Origin of the sequence: Pseudomonas sp. B392_1p (assembly GCF_052245235.1) — a bacterium.
Taxonomy (GTDB): Bacteria; Pseudomonadota; Gammaproteobacteria; order Pseudomonadales; family Pseudomonadaceae; genus Serpens; species Serpens gallinarum.
In genome coordinates this window covers 236,763-252,501 of sequence record NZ_JBQPXM010000002.1, presented here as the reverse complement: position 1 = coordinate 252,501, position 15,739 = coordinate 236,763, and the positions used below count along the sequence as shown (strand labels likewise).

The 15,739-nt window shown below is 60.1% G+C and carries 17 protein-coding genes and 1 pseudogene; 15 read left to right on the top strand and 3 right to left on the bottom strand.

Going from position 1 to position 15,739, the window contains the following annotated elements:
* Window positions 1-240: 240 nt before the first annotated feature.
* From ACTV8E_RS03450 to pdxH, 5 genes and pseudogenes are all read left to right on the top strand, one after another.
* Window positions 241-1,350 (top strand): annotated as a pseudogene (locus ACTV8E_RS03450) (methyl-accepting chemotaxis protein); the annotation flags it as partial.
* Window positions 1,333-2,205 (top strand): methyl-accepting chemotaxis protein, encoded by an 873-nt coding sequence (locus ACTV8E_RS03445; RefSeq protein WP_443198664.1) that lies wholly within the window; start codon window positions 1,333-1,335, stop codon window positions 2,203-2,205. The pseudogene ACTV8E_RS03450 and the gene ACTV8E_RS03445, both read left to right, overlap by 18 nt.
* 189 nt (window positions 2,206-2,394) lie before the next feature.
* A complete protein-coding gene (locus ACTV8E_RS03440; protein WP_443198488.1) occupies window positions 2,395-3,540 on the top strand; it encodes a serine hydrolase domain-containing protein in 1,146 nt (381 codons plus the stop codon).
* 236 nt (window positions 3,541-3,776) lie between these two features.
* Window positions 3,777-4,361, top strand: coding sequence for an OmpA family protein (locus tag ACTV8E_RS03435; RefSeq protein WP_251836652.1), 585 nt, complete (start codon window positions 3,777-3,779; stop codon window positions 4,359-4,361).
* 135 nt (window positions 4,362-4,496) lie between these two features.
* Window positions 4,497-5,147 carry a pyridoxamine 5'-phosphate oxidase gene (gene pdxH, locus ACTV8E_RS03430; RefSeq protein WP_443198487.1) on the top strand — a complete coding sequence of 217 codons (651 nt, stop codon included), beginning with the start codon at window positions 4,497-4,499 and terminating at the stop codon, window positions 5,145-5,147.
* A gap of 37 nt (window positions 5,148-5,184) precedes the next feature.
* On the opposite strand, the gene ACTV8E_RS03425 is transcribed toward pdxH, so the two are convergent.
* Complete coding sequence (locus tag ACTV8E_RS03425) at window positions 5,185-5,418, bottom strand: hypothetical protein (RefSeq protein ID WP_443198486.1); 234 nt, start codon at window positions 5,416-5,418, stop codon at window positions 5,185-5,187.
* 136 nt (window positions 5,419-5,554) lie between these two features.
* Here ACTV8E_RS03425 and ACTV8E_RS03420 point away from each other — a divergent pair, with 136 nt between their 5' ends.
* The 7 genes from ACTV8E_RS03420 to ACTV8E_RS03390 all read left to right on the top strand — a co-directional run bounded on the left by ACTV8E_RS03420 (window position 5,555) and on the right by ACTV8E_RS03390 (window position 12,046).
* Complete coding sequence (locus tag ACTV8E_RS03420) at window positions 5,555-6,016, top strand: outer membrane lipoprotein (RefSeq protein ID WP_251837399.1); 462 nt, start codon at window positions 5,555-5,557, stop codon at window positions 6,014-6,016.
* A gap of 303 nt (window positions 6,017-6,319) precedes the next feature.
* Window positions 6,320-9,109, top strand: a complete 2,790-nt coding sequence (locus ACTV8E_RS03415; RefSeq protein WP_251837398.1) for a monovalent cation/H+ antiporter subunit A — start codon at window positions 6,320-6,322, stop codon at window positions 9,107-9,109.
* Window positions 9,109-9,441, top strand: a complete 333-nt coding sequence (locus ACTV8E_RS03410; protein WP_443198485.1) for a Na+/H+ antiporter subunit C — start codon at window positions 9,109-9,111, stop codon at window positions 9,439-9,441. Before ACTV8E_RS03415 ends, ACTV8E_RS03410 begins: the two co-directional genes overlap by 1 nt.
* On the top strand, window positions 9,438-10,940 hold the full coding sequence (locus ACTV8E_RS03405) for a monovalent cation/H+ antiporter subunit D (RefSeq protein WP_251837396.1): 1,503 nt from the start codon (window positions 9,438-9,440) through the stop codon (window positions 10,938-10,940). The genes ACTV8E_RS03410 and ACTV8E_RS03405 overlap by 4 nt, the downstream gene beginning before the upstream one ends.
* Window positions 10,937-11,440 carry a Na+/H+ antiporter subunit E gene (locus tag ACTV8E_RS03400; RefSeq protein WP_443198484.1) on the top strand — a complete coding sequence of 168 codons (504 nt, stop codon included), beginning with the start codon at window positions 10,937-10,939 and terminating at the stop codon, window positions 11,438-11,440. The genes ACTV8E_RS03405 and ACTV8E_RS03400 overlap by 4 nt, the downstream gene beginning before the upstream one ends.
* Window positions 11,425-11,694, top strand: a complete 270-nt coding sequence (locus tag ACTV8E_RS03395; RefSeq protein ID WP_251837394.1) for a K+/H+ antiporter subunit F — start codon at window positions 11,425-11,427, stop codon at window positions 11,692-11,694. The genes ACTV8E_RS03400 and ACTV8E_RS03395 overlap by 16 nt, the downstream gene beginning before the upstream one ends.
* A gap of 10 nt (window positions 11,695-11,704) precedes the next feature.
* Window positions 11,705-12,046 carry a Na+/H+ antiporter subunit G gene (locus tag ACTV8E_RS03390; protein WP_443198483.1) on the top strand — a complete coding sequence of 114 codons (342 nt, stop codon included), beginning with the start codon at window positions 11,705-11,707 and terminating at the stop codon, window positions 12,044-12,046.
* 53 nt (window positions 12,047-12,099) lie between these two features.
* On the opposite strand, the gene ACTV8E_RS03385 is transcribed toward ACTV8E_RS03390, so the two are convergent.
* Window positions 12,100-12,768, bottom strand: a complete 669-nt coding sequence (locus ACTV8E_RS03385) for a COG3650 family protein (RefSeq protein ID WP_443198482.1) — start codon at window positions 12,766-12,768, stop codon at window positions 12,100-12,102.
* A gap of 71 nt (window positions 12,769-12,839) precedes the next feature.
* Here ACTV8E_RS03385 and ACTV8E_RS03380 point away from each other — a divergent pair, with 71 nt between their 5' ends.
* A complete protein-coding gene (locus tag ACTV8E_RS03380; RefSeq protein ID WP_443198481.1) occupies window positions 12,840-13,241 on the top strand; it encodes a DUF488 domain-containing protein in 402 nt (133 codons plus the stop codon).
* A 37-nt stretch (window positions 13,242-13,278) separates the two neighbouring features.
* Here the strand turns inward: ACTV8E_RS03380 and ACTV8E_RS03375 are convergent, their stop codons facing one another.
* The gene (locus ACTV8E_RS03375; protein ID WP_443198480.1) at window positions 13,279-14,166 is read right to left on the bottom strand and encodes a DUF6685 family protein; all 888 of its coding nucleotides are present in this window, start codon (window positions 14,164-14,166) and stop codon (window positions 13,279-13,281) included.
* 201 nt (window positions 14,167-14,367) lie between these two features.
* Between ACTV8E_RS03375 and ACTV8E_RS03370 the strand changes: the two genes are divergently transcribed.
* Both ACTV8E_RS03370 and ACTV8E_RS03365 read left to right on the top strand, forming a co-directional pair.
* Complete coding sequence (locus tag ACTV8E_RS03370) at window positions 14,368-14,589, top strand: DUF2835 domain-containing protein (RefSeq protein ID WP_251837389.1); 222 nt, start codon at window positions 14,368-14,370, stop codon at window positions 14,587-14,589.
* A 43-nt stretch (window positions 14,590-14,632) separates the two neighbouring features.
* Window positions 14,633-15,664 carry a quinone-dependent dihydroorotate dehydrogenase gene (locus ACTV8E_RS03365; RefSeq protein ID WP_443198479.1) on the top strand — a complete coding sequence of 344 codons (1,032 nt, stop codon included), beginning with the start codon at window positions 14,633-14,635 and terminating at the stop codon, window positions 15,662-15,664.
* Window positions 15,665-15,739: the final 75 nt, after the last annotated feature.

Sequence of the window (15,739 nt, the reverse complement as noted above, 5' to 3'; positions counted from 1 at the left end):
TTCAGCGTGTGTTGTCGGCGCTTTAAAACACAGCGCCCTTTCGGTCCGATCATGAGGGGATGGCGTATTTCTGTTGCCGAACAGCGGCTGACGACGAATGTCCGAGCGCTCTAGTAGGATCTTTTTCGTCATTTCCCTAAAGTTGTCGCTCTTTTGGACGAAAGCCCTTACGTAAGTCGAAATCTGGGCGTTGGTATCCTGACGTTCACAGAAAAGGACGTTCATACGAGAGAGATTTTAATGTTCAAGGGCATGTTGGCGTTGGTTCAGAACCAACGAGTAGGCCGCAAGCTGTTGTTGGGCTTCGGACTGGTATTGCTGCTCACGGTGATGATGGCAGGTACCGGTTTCTATGCCGTGCAGAGCCTTTACGTGCGAGCCCAGCAGATGAACCACATGGCTGGGATCCAAGAACATGTTTTGCAGGCGCGCGGCTTGCAGCGTGAATTTGCCTTGAGTCGCGATCCCGACGTCGCTCGGGGTGTGCATGATCAACTGAAGCAGCTGATCGAGCGCGCCGATGCACTGACTCGAACGCTTGTCGAGCCCGGTGCGCTCGAGCGCATTGGACAGGTTCGCTCCGGGGCGCAGGCGTATGGCGAGCAGTTCGAGTCGACCGTGGGACACCTGCGCAACGCGGACGCTCAGCGCGAACACATGGACGAAGCGGCGCTCCTGGCGCGTGAAGCGTTCGAAATGATCGAACTGCACATGTATGACGCCGTTCGCGAGCTGCGTTTGCGAGGGGATCGCCTGAAGGGTAGCGACCCGCTTACCTTGGCCGAGACCGCTTCAGGGCTCAGCAAACGAATGCTGGACTTGCGCCTGGTGGAGAGTCGTTTCACTCAACTCAATGATGCCGAGGCTCGGCAGGAGTGGAATGGCCTCTATGATGAGCAGCGTCGCATCGCCAACAATCTGATGCAGTGGCTTGAGGATGAGCAGAAGGCCTCGCTTCAGGAAAGTCTGGCTGCCCTGGATAACTATCGCGAGGCATTCCTGCAGTTCCAGCGCGCACGCACGATGCGTGAAGAAAGCGATGCTCTGATGGTTGATCTGGCCGGCCAGGCAGAACAGATAGTCGATCAGTCGGTCGAAAGAGCTCAGAACGCCATGACAGCGCAGACAAGCCGAAGCGAGCTGCTGCTGGGCGTCTTCGCTGTGATTGCCATCGCTCTCGGTGTCGCGGCTTCGCTGCTTATCGGGCAATCCATCGTGGGGCCGCTGCGCCAAACCGTGGCCATTGCCCAGCGGGTCGCCGCGGGCGATCTACGTGATAGCGGGCATGGACCGAGTAACCGTAGCGATGAGCTTGGCCAATTGCAGAACGCCATGCAAAGCATGATCGACAGCTTGCGCCAGCTGGTAGGCCGAATCGGCGGTGGGGTCAGTCAGATTGCCAGCGCGGCGGACCAATTGGCGGCGATCACCTCGCAAACCAGCAGTGGCATGGAAATCCAGAAAATCGAAACCGAGCAAGCGGCAACCGCCACCAACCAGATGGCGGCGACGGTGCAGGAAGTGGCACGCAACGCTGCCCAGGCTTCGCAGGCCGCTCGACAGGCCGATGACGAGGCCAGCCAGGGTAATAAGGTGGTACAGCTGGCCGTGGGGCAGATCGGAAGCCTGGCCAGTGAAGTGGAAGAAACCGCTCAGTCGATCCAGGCACTGAATGAGGAAAGCGCGCGCATCGGCAGCGTGCTCGAAGTGATCCGGCTCGTCGCCGAGCAGACCAACTTGCTCGCCCTCAACGCGGCCATCGAGGCGGCCCGAGCGGGTGAGCAAGGGCGTGGTTTTGCGGTAGTCGCCGATGAAGTGCGGGCGCTGGCCTTGCGCACCCATGACTCCACCGAGGAGATCGAGGTGTTGATCGGCAGTCTGCAGGGCATGGCCCAGCGCTCCGTGGAACAGATGAACAGCAGTCGTACGCTGACCCAGCGCACGGTGGAGCTGGCCAGCGAGGCTGGCAGCGCGTTGCAGCGCATCACTCAGTCGGTCTCCACCATCGAGCAGATGAACCAGCAGATCGCCGCAGCTGCCGAAGAGCAAAGCGCAGTGGCCGAAACCATTAGCCAGAACGTGACCCGGGTGCGTGATATCGGCGAGCAGACGGCCACGGCCAGTGCGCAGACCGTGGCGGCCAGTGCTGAGCTGGCGCGACTGGGGCTGGAACTGAAAGAGCTGGTCGGACAGTTCCGTACCTGATTCATGCGTAGCAGCCGCTGGCCGACATCTCGGTCAGCGGCTTTATTGCGGTCAGCCTGCTCTGACTATGTAAGCCGTAGTCCGATAAATGGGACATCCTTCCCACGCGCAATGGGGCTTGTGCGGTTTTCACGTGGTCGCTGGGCTGGAACAATACGCGCTGATCCAAAACTGTTACTAGGAGCCTCTGTGCACATCAACGGCTATTTCGACCTGCAATTCGAGGCAGTCCGGGAGGCTTTTGCCGACCTGTTCAACAACCCGCAGGAACGCGGGGCCGCGCTCTGTGTGCAGGTCGCCGGAGAAACCGTTGTGGACTTATGGGCGGGCCATGCCGACAAGGATGGCAACGAGCCTTGGCACAGCGACACGCTGGCGAATCTGTTTTCCTGTACCAAGACGTTCACGGCCGTCACTGCATTGCAGTTGGTGGGAGAGGGCAAGCTCGACCTGGACGTGCCAGTGGCACGCTATTGGCCCGAGTTTGCCGCAGCAGGGAAAGAGCGCATCACCCTGCGACAGTTGCTCAGCCACCAGGCCGGGTTGCCGGCGATCCACGCCAGTCTGCCTGGCGAGGCGCTGTACGACTGGCAGGCCATGACGGCCGCTTTGGCTGCTGAAGAGCCTTGGTGGACGCCAGGGCAGGGGCATGGCTATGCACCTATCACGTACGGCTGGCTGGTGGGCGAGCTGCTGCGCCGCGTCGATGGACGGGGGGCAGGAGAGTCCATCGTGGCGCGGACTGCACGGCCCCTCGGGCTGGATTTCCATGTCGGCCTGGCTGACGAGGAATTCCACCGGGTCGCGCACATTGCCCGAGGCAAGGGCAGCATGGGCGATGCGGCAGCGCAGCGTTTGCTGCGTTGCATGATGAGCGAACCGAATGCCCTGAGCACCCGCGCGTTCACCAATCCTCCCTCGGTGATGACCAGCACCAACAAGCCGGAATGGCGACGGATGCAACAGCCAGCGGCCAATGGCCACGGCACGGCTCGTTCGCTGGCCGGTTTTTATTCGGGCCTGCTCGATGGACGACTGCTGGAGCCAGACTTGCTGGCCGAACTGACCCGCGAACATTGTCGCGGCGAAGACCGCACCTTGTTGACCAGTACGCGCTTCGGATTGGGTTGCATGCTCGACCAACCGGGGGTGGCCAATGCCACCTATGGGCTGGGTGAAAAGGCATTCGGGCATCCGGGGGCGGGCGGTTCGATCGGCTTTGCCGGCCCGGAGCGGGAACTCGGCTTCGGTTTTGTGACCAACACACTGGGACCTTATGTCTTGATGGACCCCCGTGCGCAGGGATTAGCGCAGGTCGTCGGATCCTGCCTTTGAGGTCTGTTGAAAACCGGCTGCTGGCCGATACAGGACAGGTAAAGCGTAATGCCCGTTCTAGAGCGGAATGATGTTTTTACCGGCACGTTAACGCGTGTCGTGCAGGGTCCGGCGGAATGCCGTCCGTCAGACGACGTCCATGATTCCTTGCGAAACGAATGGATAGTGTCAAAATGCCACCTGCAACCTGAACCGACTTTCAGTCAATTTCTTGACCCTTTTTTGGCGAGCTGAATATGAAACTTTTCCACTCTTCGATTCTGATGTTTTGCCTGGCCGTGGTCGGCTGCAGCAGCACGGGCACCCAGCAGGCTCCGCAAATTTCCAAAACCTGGCTGGATGGCTATGAGGCCAACCTGCGTGACGCGTTGGCAGGCAGCACCTTCGAAGTTGACCGCACCGACAATGCCGTCGTGGTGACCGCTCCGGTGGACAGCTCGTTCAATCCGAAGCGTCCTGAAATGCTCCTACCTTCCTCCCTAGCACCGATCACCAAAGTCGCCAAGCTGGTGGAGAAAGACACCTCGGCCGGCGTGCTGATCGTCGGTCACGGCGACAACAGTCTCAGCCAGGAAGCCGCCATCAAGCAGAGCCAGGGACGTGCCCGCGCAGTGGGTTCGATCTTCCGTCTCAGTGGCCTGAAGCATGACCGTCTGCAAACTCAAGGCATGGGCGCCGCCATGCCGCTGGCCAGTAATGGTAGCGAAGCCGGCCGAGCGCAGAATCGCCGCGTGCTGATTCTGGTCACCCAGCAGGCTGCCCTGAGTACCGTCAGCGCCGAGTATGCCAAGCAAGCGGCGACTAAGCTTGCTGCCAACTAAGTAAGGCGCCAGACAAAAAGCGCACGCTCCTGGCGTGCGCTTTCTCGTTATTTCTCCTGGGTCTGCAGGCATTTTAAACAGCCTGGCAGGCCTTGTTCGGTTAAGCTGTAGCTCCATCCACCGGGGAGCGAAATCATGTCTCACAGCTTGGCCGATATGCGACGAGAGTACACGCGTGACGGGCTTACCGAAGAGCAGGCACCGGCTGAGCCGCTGACTCTTTTTCGTCAATGGTTCTCCGATGCGCTGGCAACCGAGCGCTTGCCGGTCGAGCCCAACGCCATGACCTTGGCCACCGTGGATGCGCAAGGTCGACCCCATTGCCGAGTGCTGTTGCTCAAGGGATTGGATGAACGAGGTTTCACCTTCTTCACCAATTACGAGAGTGCCAAGAGTGAGCAACTCAAGGCCCGCCCTTATGCCGCGATGACCTTTTTCTGGCCCGCACTGGAGCGTCAGGTGCGTATCGAAGGCCGCATCGAGCGAGTAAGTGCTGCCGAGTCAGATGCTTACTATCAGGTCCGCCCGTTGGGCAGCCGGATTGGTGCGTGGGCCTCGCCACAAAGCCGGCAGATCAGTGGTCGCGAAGAGCTGTTCGATCGGTTGGCGCAGGCCGAACAACGTTTCAAGGACCAGGCGCCGCCCTGTCCCGAGCATTGGGGGGGCTTTCGCCTGCTGCCCGAGCGCATCGAGTTCTGGCAGGGGCGTCCGAGCCGTCTCCATGACCGGCTGAATTATTGCCTGCAGGATGATGGTCAATGGCTGCGCGAGCGTCTGGCCCCCTGATGCCAGTGCGTTGTGTCTGTGAACTCAGGCGCGTTGGTCACTCTGCATAGGTGGCAGCTGCACGTTGTAACCAGCTTTCCAGGTCAGTGCGCTTAATTCGCTCGGCGCGTGCTTGCTCGAATTTCTGCAGCATGAAGGCGCGCTTGCGCGGATCGCCATCGGCCATCGACAAGGCCAGGTCGCGATCGGCCCAGCGCTTGATGCGCACATACAGCCACCAGTGGAAATACAACCCGCTCGCCGTGGCAATGAAGATGATGAAGTAGTCCATAGCTGCTCTTTTGGCCCGAAAAGTGGCTACCCTAACGGAAGCGGTGGACCCTTGGAAGCGTATCGATTTCGCACCTCCGGGAGTCGATGGCGCGCGCCAAGGGTCCTAAGCGAAACATCAACCGGGAGTTTCCATCATGCGTACATCTGTAGTACTGATTGCATCCCTTTCCCTTGCGGGTGCGCTGGGCGGCTGTGCTTCGAACCTGTCTGGGGATACGTACTCGCGCGCTGAAGCGCGCACCGTGCAAACCGTGCGCATGGGCACCATCGAGGCGTTGCGGCCGGTGCAAATCGAAGGCACCAAGACGCCGATCGGTTCAGGTGCGGGCGCCATTGTGGGTGGTATCGCGGGCAGTGGTGTCGGCGGCGGACGTGGCAGCGCAGTCGCGGCGGTGATTGGGGCTGTGGCGGGTGGCATGCTCGGTGGGGCGGCAGAGGAAGGCATTACTCGTACACAGGGCGTTGAAATCACCGTGCGTGAAGACGACGGCAGCGTACGTGCCTACGTTCAGGCCGTTGAGCCGAACCAGGTGTTTCGTGTGGGTCAACGCGTGCGCATCCTGACCGTCAGCGGCACCAGCCGTGTCTCTCCCTGATGGTCACTGCAACGCTGGAGTGAAGCGCGCTCTTTTTCTCTGCAGGCTTGATGCCGGCTGGCCCGAACACAAATGTCGGGCTTGTGTGTGATTTTTTGGCGTCAGCGTCCTTCTCATATGAATCTGTTTCTTGTAATACAGATTTGCATGACTTTTAGTAATAATTAAAAACATGACAGCCGCCCCCGCGCTGTGCATAAATTCTTGGCCGAAAAAGCCGTCTGGACAAAGGCTTACGCCGGCGATCAATTCTGGATGAGCATTTGCTGTCCTGCGCAACGTTTGATGAGAGGTTTTTGATTCATGGTACTAGCGCTGATCATTGCCCTGCCGTTTATCGGGGTCATTCTCCCGATTTTTACGGAGCGGTTGGGGCGTTTGACCTGCGCGTTGACTACGGCATTAGGGCCCTTGTTGGCATTGGTGCTGCTGTTGGGAGAGCGGGGACGCGTATTCGCTGGCGAAACCCTGGTGTTCAACCAGCCCTGGTTGAGTGAGTTGGGCTTCAACCTGAGCCTGCGCCTCGATGGCCTCGGGTTTCTGTTTGCGCTGCTGATTCTGGGCATAGGCCTGTTGGTCATCCTGTATGCCCACTATTACCTGAGTACGCGGGAGGCAGCTGGGCGTTTCTATGCGTTCTTGCTGCTGTTCATGGGCGCGATGCTTGGCGTGGTGCTGGCGGAAAACCTGTTGTTAATGATGGTTTTCTGGGAGCTCACCAGCCTGTCTTCATTCCTGCTGATCGGTTTCTGGAGTCACCGCAGCGATGCTCGCAAGGGCGCGCGCATGTCCCTGGTGATCACGGGTGGCGGTGGCCTGGCATTACTGGCCGGCATTCTTCTGATTGGACATATAGTCGGCAGCTTCGAACTCACCGATGTACTGGCCAGCGGTGAGCTGATCCGTGCACATGCGTTGTATCCGCTGGCATTGATTCTGGTGCTGCTGGGCGTGTTCACCAAGTCGGCACAGTTTCCGTTCCATTTCTGGTTGCCCCAGGCGATGGCTGCCCCAACGCCCGTGTCGGCCTATTTGCACTCGGCGACCATGGTCAAGGCCGGTGTGTTTCTGTTGGCCCGCCTGTATCCGGCGCTGGCCGATTCGGATTGGTGGTTCTATCTGGTCAGCCTGACCGGGCTGACCACCTTGCTGGTGGGTGCCATATTGGCGCTGTTCCAGAATGACCTGAAGGGCCTGCTGGCCTATTCAACCATCAGCCATCTGGGTTTGATCACGCTGCTGTTCGGCCTTGACTCGCCGCTGTCCAACGTCGCGGCGGTGTTCCACATCATCAACCATGCGACCTTCAAGGCGTCGCTGTTCATGGCCGCCGGCATTATTGACCATGAGACCGGTACACGGGATATGCGGCGCATAAACGGCCTGTGGAGGTACATGCCGCACACCGCCGTGCTGGCCATGGTGGCTTCCCTGGCGATGGCCGGCGTGCCGCTGCTCAATGGTTTCCTGAGCAAGGAAATGTTCTTCGGCGAAACCTTGCAGCAAAGCCTGTATGGCAGCTTCAACTGGATGGTGCCGGCCTTGGCGGTGCTGGCCAGTGTGTTCTCGGTGGCGTATTCATTGCGCTTCGTTCACGACGTTTTTTTCAATGGCGCACCCATCGATGTGCCTAAATATCCGCCCCATGAACCACCGCGCTACATGAAAATCCCGGTGGAGATTCTGGTGCTGCTGTGCTTGCTGGTAGGCATGCTGCCGGCTTATACCGTGGCGCCGCTGCTGGCGAGTGCGGCGTCAGCGAGTCTCAATGGCGTGCTGCCCGCTTACAGCCTGGCTATCTGGCATGGCTTCAACGTGCCCTTGGGGATGAGTTTCATAGCGCTGCTCGGCGGTATCCTGGTGTATGTGTTTCGCAAGCCCTTGTTTGCCTGGTATGCGGACATGCCGGAGCTGGATGCCAAGTTGATTTTCGATCGGGCCATGGTGCGCCTGGTCGAAGGCGCCAAATGGCTCACCGGCCACTTGGAAAATGGCTCGCTGCAACGCTACCTGACCTGGATGCTGAGTATGGCATTGCTGATGGCTGTGATCGCCTTGCATCCGCTGGTTGCGCTGCGCGGCACGTTGGCATTGACGCCGCTAGATGGGTTCACCGTGCTGGGTCTGGTGATCCTGGGCTTTTCTGCAGTGATGACTGCGGCGTTCCATCGTCGCCGTCTGGTGGCGCTGATGATCCTCGGTGTGGTTGGCTTAATGGTCGCGCTGGCCTTCGCCCGTTACTCCGCCCCGGATCTGGCGCTGACTCAGCTGTCGGTGGAAGTAGTCAGCATCATCCTGCTGATTCTGGGATTGTTCTTCATGCCCGATGTCACTCCGTCCGAGTCCGGCAGTTTGCGTCGCCTGCGCGACCTGCTGTTGGCCGGCGGCGTCGGTATTCTGGTGGCCATGCTCGCCTTCGCAGTAATGACCCGTCCGTATGACACCATTGCCGGCTTCTTCCTTGAGAACAGCCTCTCAGGAGGTGGCGGAACTAACGTGGTCAATGTCATTCTGGTGGATTTCCGTGGCTTCGATACCTTGGGCGAAATCACTGTGCTGGCGATTGCCGCAGTGGGCATTTATGGCTTGTTGCAAGGCCTGTATCTGCCCCATCAAGAGCGGGACTACGCAGGCCGGCTGTGGTCCACCGACAGCCACCCGATGATTCTCGACAACCTGTCGCGAGCCATCCTGCCGTTGGCCTTACTGGTTTCGGTGTTCATCTTTTTGCGCGGCCACAACTTGCCGGGCGGCGGGTTCATCGCCGGGTTGGTGACCGCCGTGGCGTTGGCGTTGCAATACATTTCCCATGGGGTGATATGGACTCAGGCTCGTCAGCCGATCAGTTATCACCTCCTGGCCGGTCTCGGGATCCTGACTGCTGGATTGACCGGGTTGGGCAGTTGGTTCTTTGGCTACCCGTTCCTGACGTCGGCGTTTGGCCATCCACAGATTCCATTGATCGGCGAGGTGGAGCTGGCAACGGCCTTGCTGTTCGATCTGGGGGTGTATCTGACGGTGGTCGGTTCGACCTTGTTGATCCTGTCCAATATCGGCCATGTCAGTCAGGCCGATTGTGAGGAAGTGCTCTGATGGAAGCGGTTTTCGCTATCACGCTTGGTTTTTTAACGGCCAGCGGGGTTTATCTCTTGCTGCGTGCTCGAGTATTTCCCGTGGTCATGGGCCTGACGCTTATTTCCTATGCGGTCAACCTGTTCCTATTTGGCATGGGCCGCCTGGGCACGGGTGTGCCGGCGGTGTTGGGCGCCGCAACCAAGGATTATGCCGATCCGCTGCCCCAGGCCCTGGTGTTGACCGCCATTGTCATCGGCTTCGCGATGACCGCATTCGTGCTGGTGCTGGCCCTGCGCGGCATGGGTGAATTGCGCACCGATCATGTCGACGGCGAGGAGCCGCGTCCATGACTCATGCGCTAATCCTGCCGCTAATCCTGCCTTTGCTGTTCGGTAGCCTGCTGCTGGTCACCCATGGTATCAACCGCTCATTCAAGCGCTGCGTATCAATGCTGGCCACTTGGGCACAGATTCCGCTGGCGATATGGCTTGTGTATATGGCGGGCGATGGCCAGTTGCGTATTTATGCCCTGGGCAACTGGGAGCCGCCATTTGGCATCATTCTGCTGCTGGATCGGTTAAGTGCATTGATGCTACTGCTGTCTGCCGTGCTGGCCAGCTTCGCGCTGCTGTACGCCTGTCGGGGTGATGACCAGCGCGGGCCGAATTTCCACGCGTTGTTCCAGTTTCAGCTGCTGGGCATCAATGGCGCCTTCATGACAGGCGATCTGTTCAACCTGTTCGTATTTTTTGAGATCCTGTTGATCGCCTCGTATGCGTTGCTGATGCATGGCAATGGGGCGGCGCGCGTGCGTGCCGGTATGCATTATGTGGTGCTCAACCTGGTGGGCTCGTCGTTTTTCCTGATCGGCGTGGGCACTTTGTACGGCCTGCTGGGCACACTGAATATGGCGGATCTGGCCCAGCGCGTCGCCAACGCCGATGCCGAGTTGGCACCGCTGCTCTCGGTGGCGGGGCTGTTGCTGCTGGTCGTGTTCGGCCTTAAGGCCGCCATTTTGCCGCTGTACTTCTGGTTGCCGCGAGCGTACGCCGCAGCCACCGCGCCGGTGGCGGCACTGTTTGCGATCATGACCAAGGTAGGTATCTACGTGATCCTGCGCGTTTATACCTTGATCTTTGGCAATGAGGCCGGTGCGGTCGCCGGCCTGGCCAACGATTGGTTGTGGCCGCTGGCGCTGCTGACTCTGGCTGCTGGAGCCTGTGGTGCTCTGGCGGCCCGTTCGTTGCAGGGCGTGGTGGCGTACCTGGTGGTTGTCTCGGTGGGCACCCTGCTGGCCGTCATCACCTTGGGGACGCCTGAAAGCTACGCTGCCGCGCTGTATTACCTGCTGCACAGCACCCTGATATGCGGCGGGCTGTTTTTGCTGGCCGATCTGGTGGCGCGCCAGCGCGGCGAATTTGCCGGTGCGTTGCAGCAAGGGCCCACCCTATACAACGCTGCTGTGCTGGGGGGACTGTTTTTTGCCGGCGCGATTTCCGTGGCTGGGTTGCCGCCATTTGCAGGCTTCTTGGGCAAGGTCATGCTGCTGCGCTCGGCTGGCACCGGTATGGCGGCGCTCCAGTTGTGGTCAGTGGTGCTGGTTGGCAGCCTCGTGACCATCATTGCCCTGAGCCGTGCGGGCAGTACGGTGTTCTGGCGCGGCAGCGGTGAGCCCGCCAGTACCACGCGCTACGATGCGGGGCGCCTGGTGGCCACCCTGGGCTTGATGTTGGCCAGCGTGGCACTGGTGCTAGCGGCCGGGCCACTGCAGCACTATCTGAATGCCACGGCTGCGCAATTGCTGGACTTGGCGCCCTATATGCAGTTGATCGGCGGAGGTACGCCATGACTCGTCACCGCTGGTTGCCCCGTCCGGGGCTGGTGATTTTTCTTGCCCTGATCTGGCTGATGCTGGTCAATTCCGTATCCCTGGGCCAGGTCGTACTCGGCCTGTTTCTGGGCTGGGCGATCGCAGTCCTGTGCAAGGATTTCCTGATTCACATCCCACGGGTGCGCAAACCGCTGAAGTTGTGTTGGTTCACACTGTTTGTGCTGTGGGAAATCGTTGTCGCCAATCTGAATGTGGCTCGGCTGGTGCTTGGCCCGCAGCGTAAGTTGAATCCCGCTTTCGTCGAAGTGCCCATGGCCATCGAAGACGAGTTCCTGCTCTCGGTACTGGCCAGCATCATCTCCTTGACGCCTGGCACGGTGTCGGCTGGCCTGACGCCGGACCACAAAATCATCCTGCTGCACGGCATCGATGTTCGCGACAGTCAGACGCTGATTGCCGAAATCAAGGAGCGCTATGAGGCCCCGTTGATGGAGATTTTCGAATGCTCGCCTACATAATTCCGTTGTGTCTGGCGCTGATCGGCGTGGCACTGGTACTCAACTTGCTGCGCCTGATCATCGGGCCGGACATGCCCGATCGCGTGTTGGCGCTGGATACGTTGTATATCAACGGTTTGGCGCTGCTGGTGCTATTCGGCATCTGGCTGAAGTCGGACGTGTTCTTCGAGGCTGCGCTCTTGATAGCAGTGGTCGGGTTTGTCAGTACCGTGGCGGTAGGCAAGCATTTATTGCACGGCGACATCATCGACTGAGGCTAATGACATGTCCTTCTGGTTGGAACTTATCGTCTGTTTTTTTCTGATTCTCGGCAGCCTATTCGCTCTGGTAGGCGCGATCGGTCTGTATCGCCTACCGGATTTCTTCACCCGCCTGCACGCGCCCACCAAGGCCACTACGCTGGGCGTGGGTGGCATCATCATCGCCTCGGCGATCTTCTTCAGTGGCCAGCGTGAAGGCTTGAGCCTGCATGAGCTGCTGATTGCCTTGTTCTTGTTTATCACCGCGCCGGTCAGCGCGCACATGCTGTCCAAGGCGGCCTTGCAGCAGAAGCTGCTGGTGATTCAACGGACCCGCGGCAAGCGTTGGGAAGATGACGGATACTGATTTCCGTTGAAGCGCGCTTCAGCGACAACGACGCTGCATTCAGCAGACCAGCGTCAGTCCTCGTATGCGCCGCCATGGTAGGCACAGCCGGTAAAGCGTTGCTCTCCCAAGCGTAACTCAGCGCTCAAATGGCGAACGGCGCCGCTCATGTCGTCAACGCAGCGCTGTGGCGTGAGCCACAGGGAAAGCCGCAGGTCATTGGCCTCGCTGGACAGGTGCAAGCGTCCTTCCGGCAGTCGCTCTTCCAGGTAGGGCAGGGCCAGCGGGGCATGATCGGGCCATGTCAGCACAAGGCCGTGCGGGCTGACATCCAGGCTCCAGAACGGCTCGTTGCCACTGGCGCGCACGCTCAGCATTGGGAAGTTCACGTCATTGCAGCCGTGCCCCTCTATCTGCAACCGATAGATCTGGCTGGCCAGGAATTGGCCTGCGCCACCTTGAGGGTCAGCGCCGAGTTGCCCTTTCAGGTCGGCAAATACTGGGCTGCCACTGGCACCGCCCAGCTGGTCAACTTCCTGGGCCAGATCGCCCGCGCCCGCATCGATCAAGCGAAAGCGTCGCTGTTCGTCGCAGGGCTTGAGGAATAGCTGACCCTGTTCGACACTGAGTTCACCCTGCAAGCGCACATCTACGGGCGGGTTGGCCGGTTGGCCGGTGTAAACCTGGCAGCCAACCAAGAGTAGAAGCAGCAGGGCGGCTGAACACGTGCGAAGGAAGGGCATGGCGGCGGGCTCGGGGGCAAGGACTCGCGCCACGGTACTCAGCCGACAGGTCTCATACAAGGGGATAGCCCATGATTCAGTGCAAGCGAGTCTACGCAGCGGCGGCCGAAACCGATGGATATCGAGTACTGGTCGATCGCCTGTGGCCACGGGGCATCAAAAAAGAAGCGCTGCGGTTAGATGCCTGGCTTAAGGACGTAGCGCCAAGCACCTCGCTGCGCCAGGGGTTCGACCACGACCCGGCACAGTTTCCCGAGTTCGAGCGCCGATACCGGGCAGAGCTTGCTGCCCACCCGGAACACTGGTGGACGTTGTTGGAGCAAGCCCGTTCAGGGCACCTGACACTGCTCTTCGCAGCCAAGGACGAGGCGCACAACAATGCGCAGGTATTAGCCGGGTTTCTCGAAGATGAACTGGAGCGCCAGGGGCCGAGCAGCTCGCCACCCTGCTATGCCCACGAAGAAACACGCTGATCACGACGTTGTGGTTCGCAACGACGCTAATCGGCAATCAGTCCGCAGTGTGCGGCAGACTGTGCAGGAACTCACCCAGATCGGGCGCGCCGGCCAATCGCAAACCTTCGCCCAGGGCATTGGACAGGGCATTGTCGCGGGGCAGCAACAGGGTTTCGGGAGCAGTGGCCGTGCGTTGCAACGACAGCCGCGAGTAAGGAAGTCGGCTGTTCAGTAGTAAGCCCATGAAGGCGGGATCGCTCCAGCTCTGCACGGGCATCACCACCATGTGGAACCTAGCCTGCAAATCGGCAAGAGCTGCGCCATTCAAGCGGTAACGGGCCACCTCGGCGGGCAGAGTAATCTGTAAACCGCGCAGGCGGGCATAGGCGACGGCGCTGGCAAACGCTTCGCTGTGCAGCTCACCCGCCCAGAACAGGCGCGGACCCAGCCAGTCGGCCTGGCGCAGGGCCAACGGTTTGCCGCGCTCGAAGTCAGGAAGGGCCAGGCCGATGACCTTGAGGAAATCCTTGTAGCTGATGATGCGCAGGCTGCGGCAATCCGGTGTGTTGGCCAGATCATCCAGATGCAGATGCGCAGTCTGCTCGCCGGGGGCGCTGATCAAGCCGTCAACTTGACGCAGATCGAGTGCGTCGAGCTGATCGAGTTCAATCTCCACCAGGCGTGCCAAGACCGCATGTGCCGCAGCTTTATCTTCCTGGACCGGACCGGAAAGCGCGCTGCGCGGCAAGTCCACCAGGCGATCCAGGGGTGGCCCGAGTTGCCACCAGATGCTGGCAGACGGCGGCTGCAAGGGCTGAAAAGGCAGCCTGAGATGGCTGGCGTGCTCGCGCAACTGCCGGGCTTCTCGCCTGCCCAGCCCCCATTGCCCCGCCAGAGTAGTCAGGCGAGTGGCGAGGCTGGAGGGTGGCAGGGAGGAAGACATGAACAACAGGCTCCAGGGCAATCAGGGCAGAGTCGTAAAATGTGACATTGGACAGGATCATCTGTCGACTGCAACAAAAGATATCGACGCGTCTGTCGGCCGTCACTGACGAAGGCCGTAACGCGGAGACCGATCGGCAAGGTGCTGGCTGCACGGCGGATTATGGCAAACTTGCTTGCTTTTATTGCCAAGGAGCGCTCCATGCCCAGTCTGGTGCTCGATATCCGTTTAACGGCCGAACAGTTTCTGGCGTACTACCAAGGGCACGTCAAACGGGTTCTCGCCACCAGCCGCGACGGCCGCAAGGTAAGCCTGCCGGCCCATCATTTGCGACCTTTTCTGACTCACAGCGGGGTGGAAGGTTCCTTTGTGCTGGAGTTCAGCGTCAAGGGCGAATTGTTAAGCCTGCGCCGTCTGGCTTGACCGGGTTATACTCGCCGTCCCATTTTTCATCGAAGTTCCCCCCATGTACACCCTGGCCCGCGATCTTTTATTCAAGCTGTCTCCGGAAACCTCCCATGAGTTATCCCTTGACCTGATCGGTGCTGGCGGACGCCTGGGCCTCAATCGCCTGGTGTGCAAGCAGCCCAGCGCGTTGCCAGTGAAGATCATGGGGCTGGAATTTGCCAATCCAGTTGGCCTGGCTGCAGGCCTGGACAAAAATGGCGACGCCATTGATGGCTTGAGCCAGTTGGGCTTTGGCTTTATCGAGATCGGCACCGTGACGCCGCGTCCCCAACCTGGCAATCCCAAGCCGCGCCTGTTCCGCTTGCCGGAAGCCGAAGCAATCATCAATCGCATGGGTTTCAACAACCATGGCGTTGATCATTTGCTGGCGCGGGTCGAAGCAATGCGTTACCGGGGCGTGCTGGGCATCAACATCGGCAAGAATTTCGATACTCCGGTGGAACGCGCCGTGGATGATTACCTGATCTGTCTGGCCAAGGTCTACCCACACGCCAGCTATGTCACGGTCAACGTCAGTTCGCCGAATACGCCCGGCCTGCGCAGCCTGCAGTTCGGCGATTCGCTCAAGCAACTGCTCGAGGCCCTGCGCTTGCGTCAGGAAGACCTTGCGCAGCTGTATGGCAAGCGTGTGCCGCTGGCCATCAAGATCGCTCCAGATATGAGCGATGAAGAAACCGTGCAAGTAGCGCACGCGTTGGTCGACGCGGGTATGGATGCGGTTATTGCCACCAACACCACCCTTGGCCGCGCTGGAGTGGAAGGGTTGCAGTTTGGCGATGAAGCGGGCGGCCTGTCCGGTGCACCCGTGCGCGACAAGAGCACGCACACCGTCAAGGTGTTGGCGAGCGAACTGGCTGGTCGTCTGCCGATCATTGCCGTGGGGGGCATCACCGAGGGGCGCGATGCAGCGGAAAAAATCGCTGCCGGGGCAAGCCTTGTGCAACTTTATTCAGGCTTCATCTACAAGGGGCCGGCGCTTATCCGCGAGGCGGTGGATGCCATCGCGGCATTGCCCAAGGGCGCCCGCTAACAGCGGATCAGGATGGGAAGGGGCTCCCGAAGGAGCCCCAGGGCTTGCGCCCAGCGCCCGGGTGGGGCGCTCTGG

Bases quoted from the DNA above. Each gene is read 5' to 3' on its own strand.
- ACTV8E_RS03445 (WP_443198664.1), top strand. From the start codon at position 1,333: ATGCAAAGCATGATCGACAGCTTGCGCCAGCTGGTAGGCCGAATCGGC.
- ACTV8E_RS03435 (WP_251836652.1), top strand. From the start codon at position 3,777: ATGAAACTTTTCCACTCTTCGATTCTGATGTTTTGCCTGGCCGTGGTC.
- pdxH (WP_443198487.1), top strand. From the start codon at position 4,497: ATGTCTCACAGCTTGGCCGATATGCGACGAGAGTACACGCGTGACGGG.
- ACTV8E_RS03425 (WP_443198486.1), bottom strand. From the start codon at position 5,418: ATGGACTACTTCATCATCTTCATTGCCACGGCGAGCGGGTTGTATTTC.
- ACTV8E_RS03420 (WP_251837399.1), top strand. From the start codon at position 5,555: ATGCGTACATCTGTAGTACTGATTGCATCCCTTTCCCTTGCGGGTGCG.
- ACTV8E_RS03415 (WP_251837398.1), top strand. From the start codon at position 6,320: ATGGTACTAGCGCTGATCATTGCCCTGCCGTTTATCGGGGTCATTCTC.
- ACTV8E_RS03410 (WP_443198485.1), top strand. From the start codon at position 9,109: ATGGAAGCGGTTTTCGCTATCACGCTTGGTTTTTTAACGGCCAGCGGG.
- ACTV8E_RS03405 (WP_251837396.1), top strand. From the start codon at position 9,438: ATGACTCATGCGCTAATCCTGCCGCTAATCCTGCCTTTGCTGTTCGGT.
- ACTV8E_RS03400 (WP_443198484.1), top strand. From the start codon at position 10,937: ATGACTCGTCACCGCTGGTTGCCCCGTCCGGGGCTGGTGATTTTTCTT.
- ACTV8E_RS03395 (WP_251837394.1), top strand. From the start codon at position 11,425: ATGCTCGCCTACATAATTCCGTTGTGTCTGGCGCTGATCGGCGTGGCA.
- ACTV8E_RS03390 (WP_443198483.1), top strand. From the start codon at position 11,705: ATGTCCTTCTGGTTGGAACTTATCGTCTGTTTTTTTCTGATTCTCGGC.
- ACTV8E_RS03385 (WP_443198482.1), bottom strand. From the start codon at position 12,768: ATGCCCTTCCTTCGCACGTGTTCAGCCGCCCTGCTGCTTCTACTCTTG.
- ACTV8E_RS03380 (WP_443198481.1), top strand. From the start codon at position 12,840: ATGATTCAGTGCAAGCGAGTCTACGCAGCGGCGGCCGAAACCGATGGA.
- ACTV8E_RS03375 (WP_443198480.1), bottom strand. From the start codon at position 14,166: ATGTCTTCCTCCCTGCCACCCTCCAGCCTCGCCACTCGCCTGACTACT.
- ACTV8E_RS03370 (WP_251837389.1), top strand. From the start codon at position 14,368: ATGCCCAGTCTGGTGCTCGATATCCGTTTAACGGCCGAACAGTTTCTG.
- ACTV8E_RS03365 (WP_443198479.1), top strand. From the start codon at position 14,633: ATGTACACCCTGGCCCGCGATCTTTTATTCAAGCTGTCTCCGGAAACC.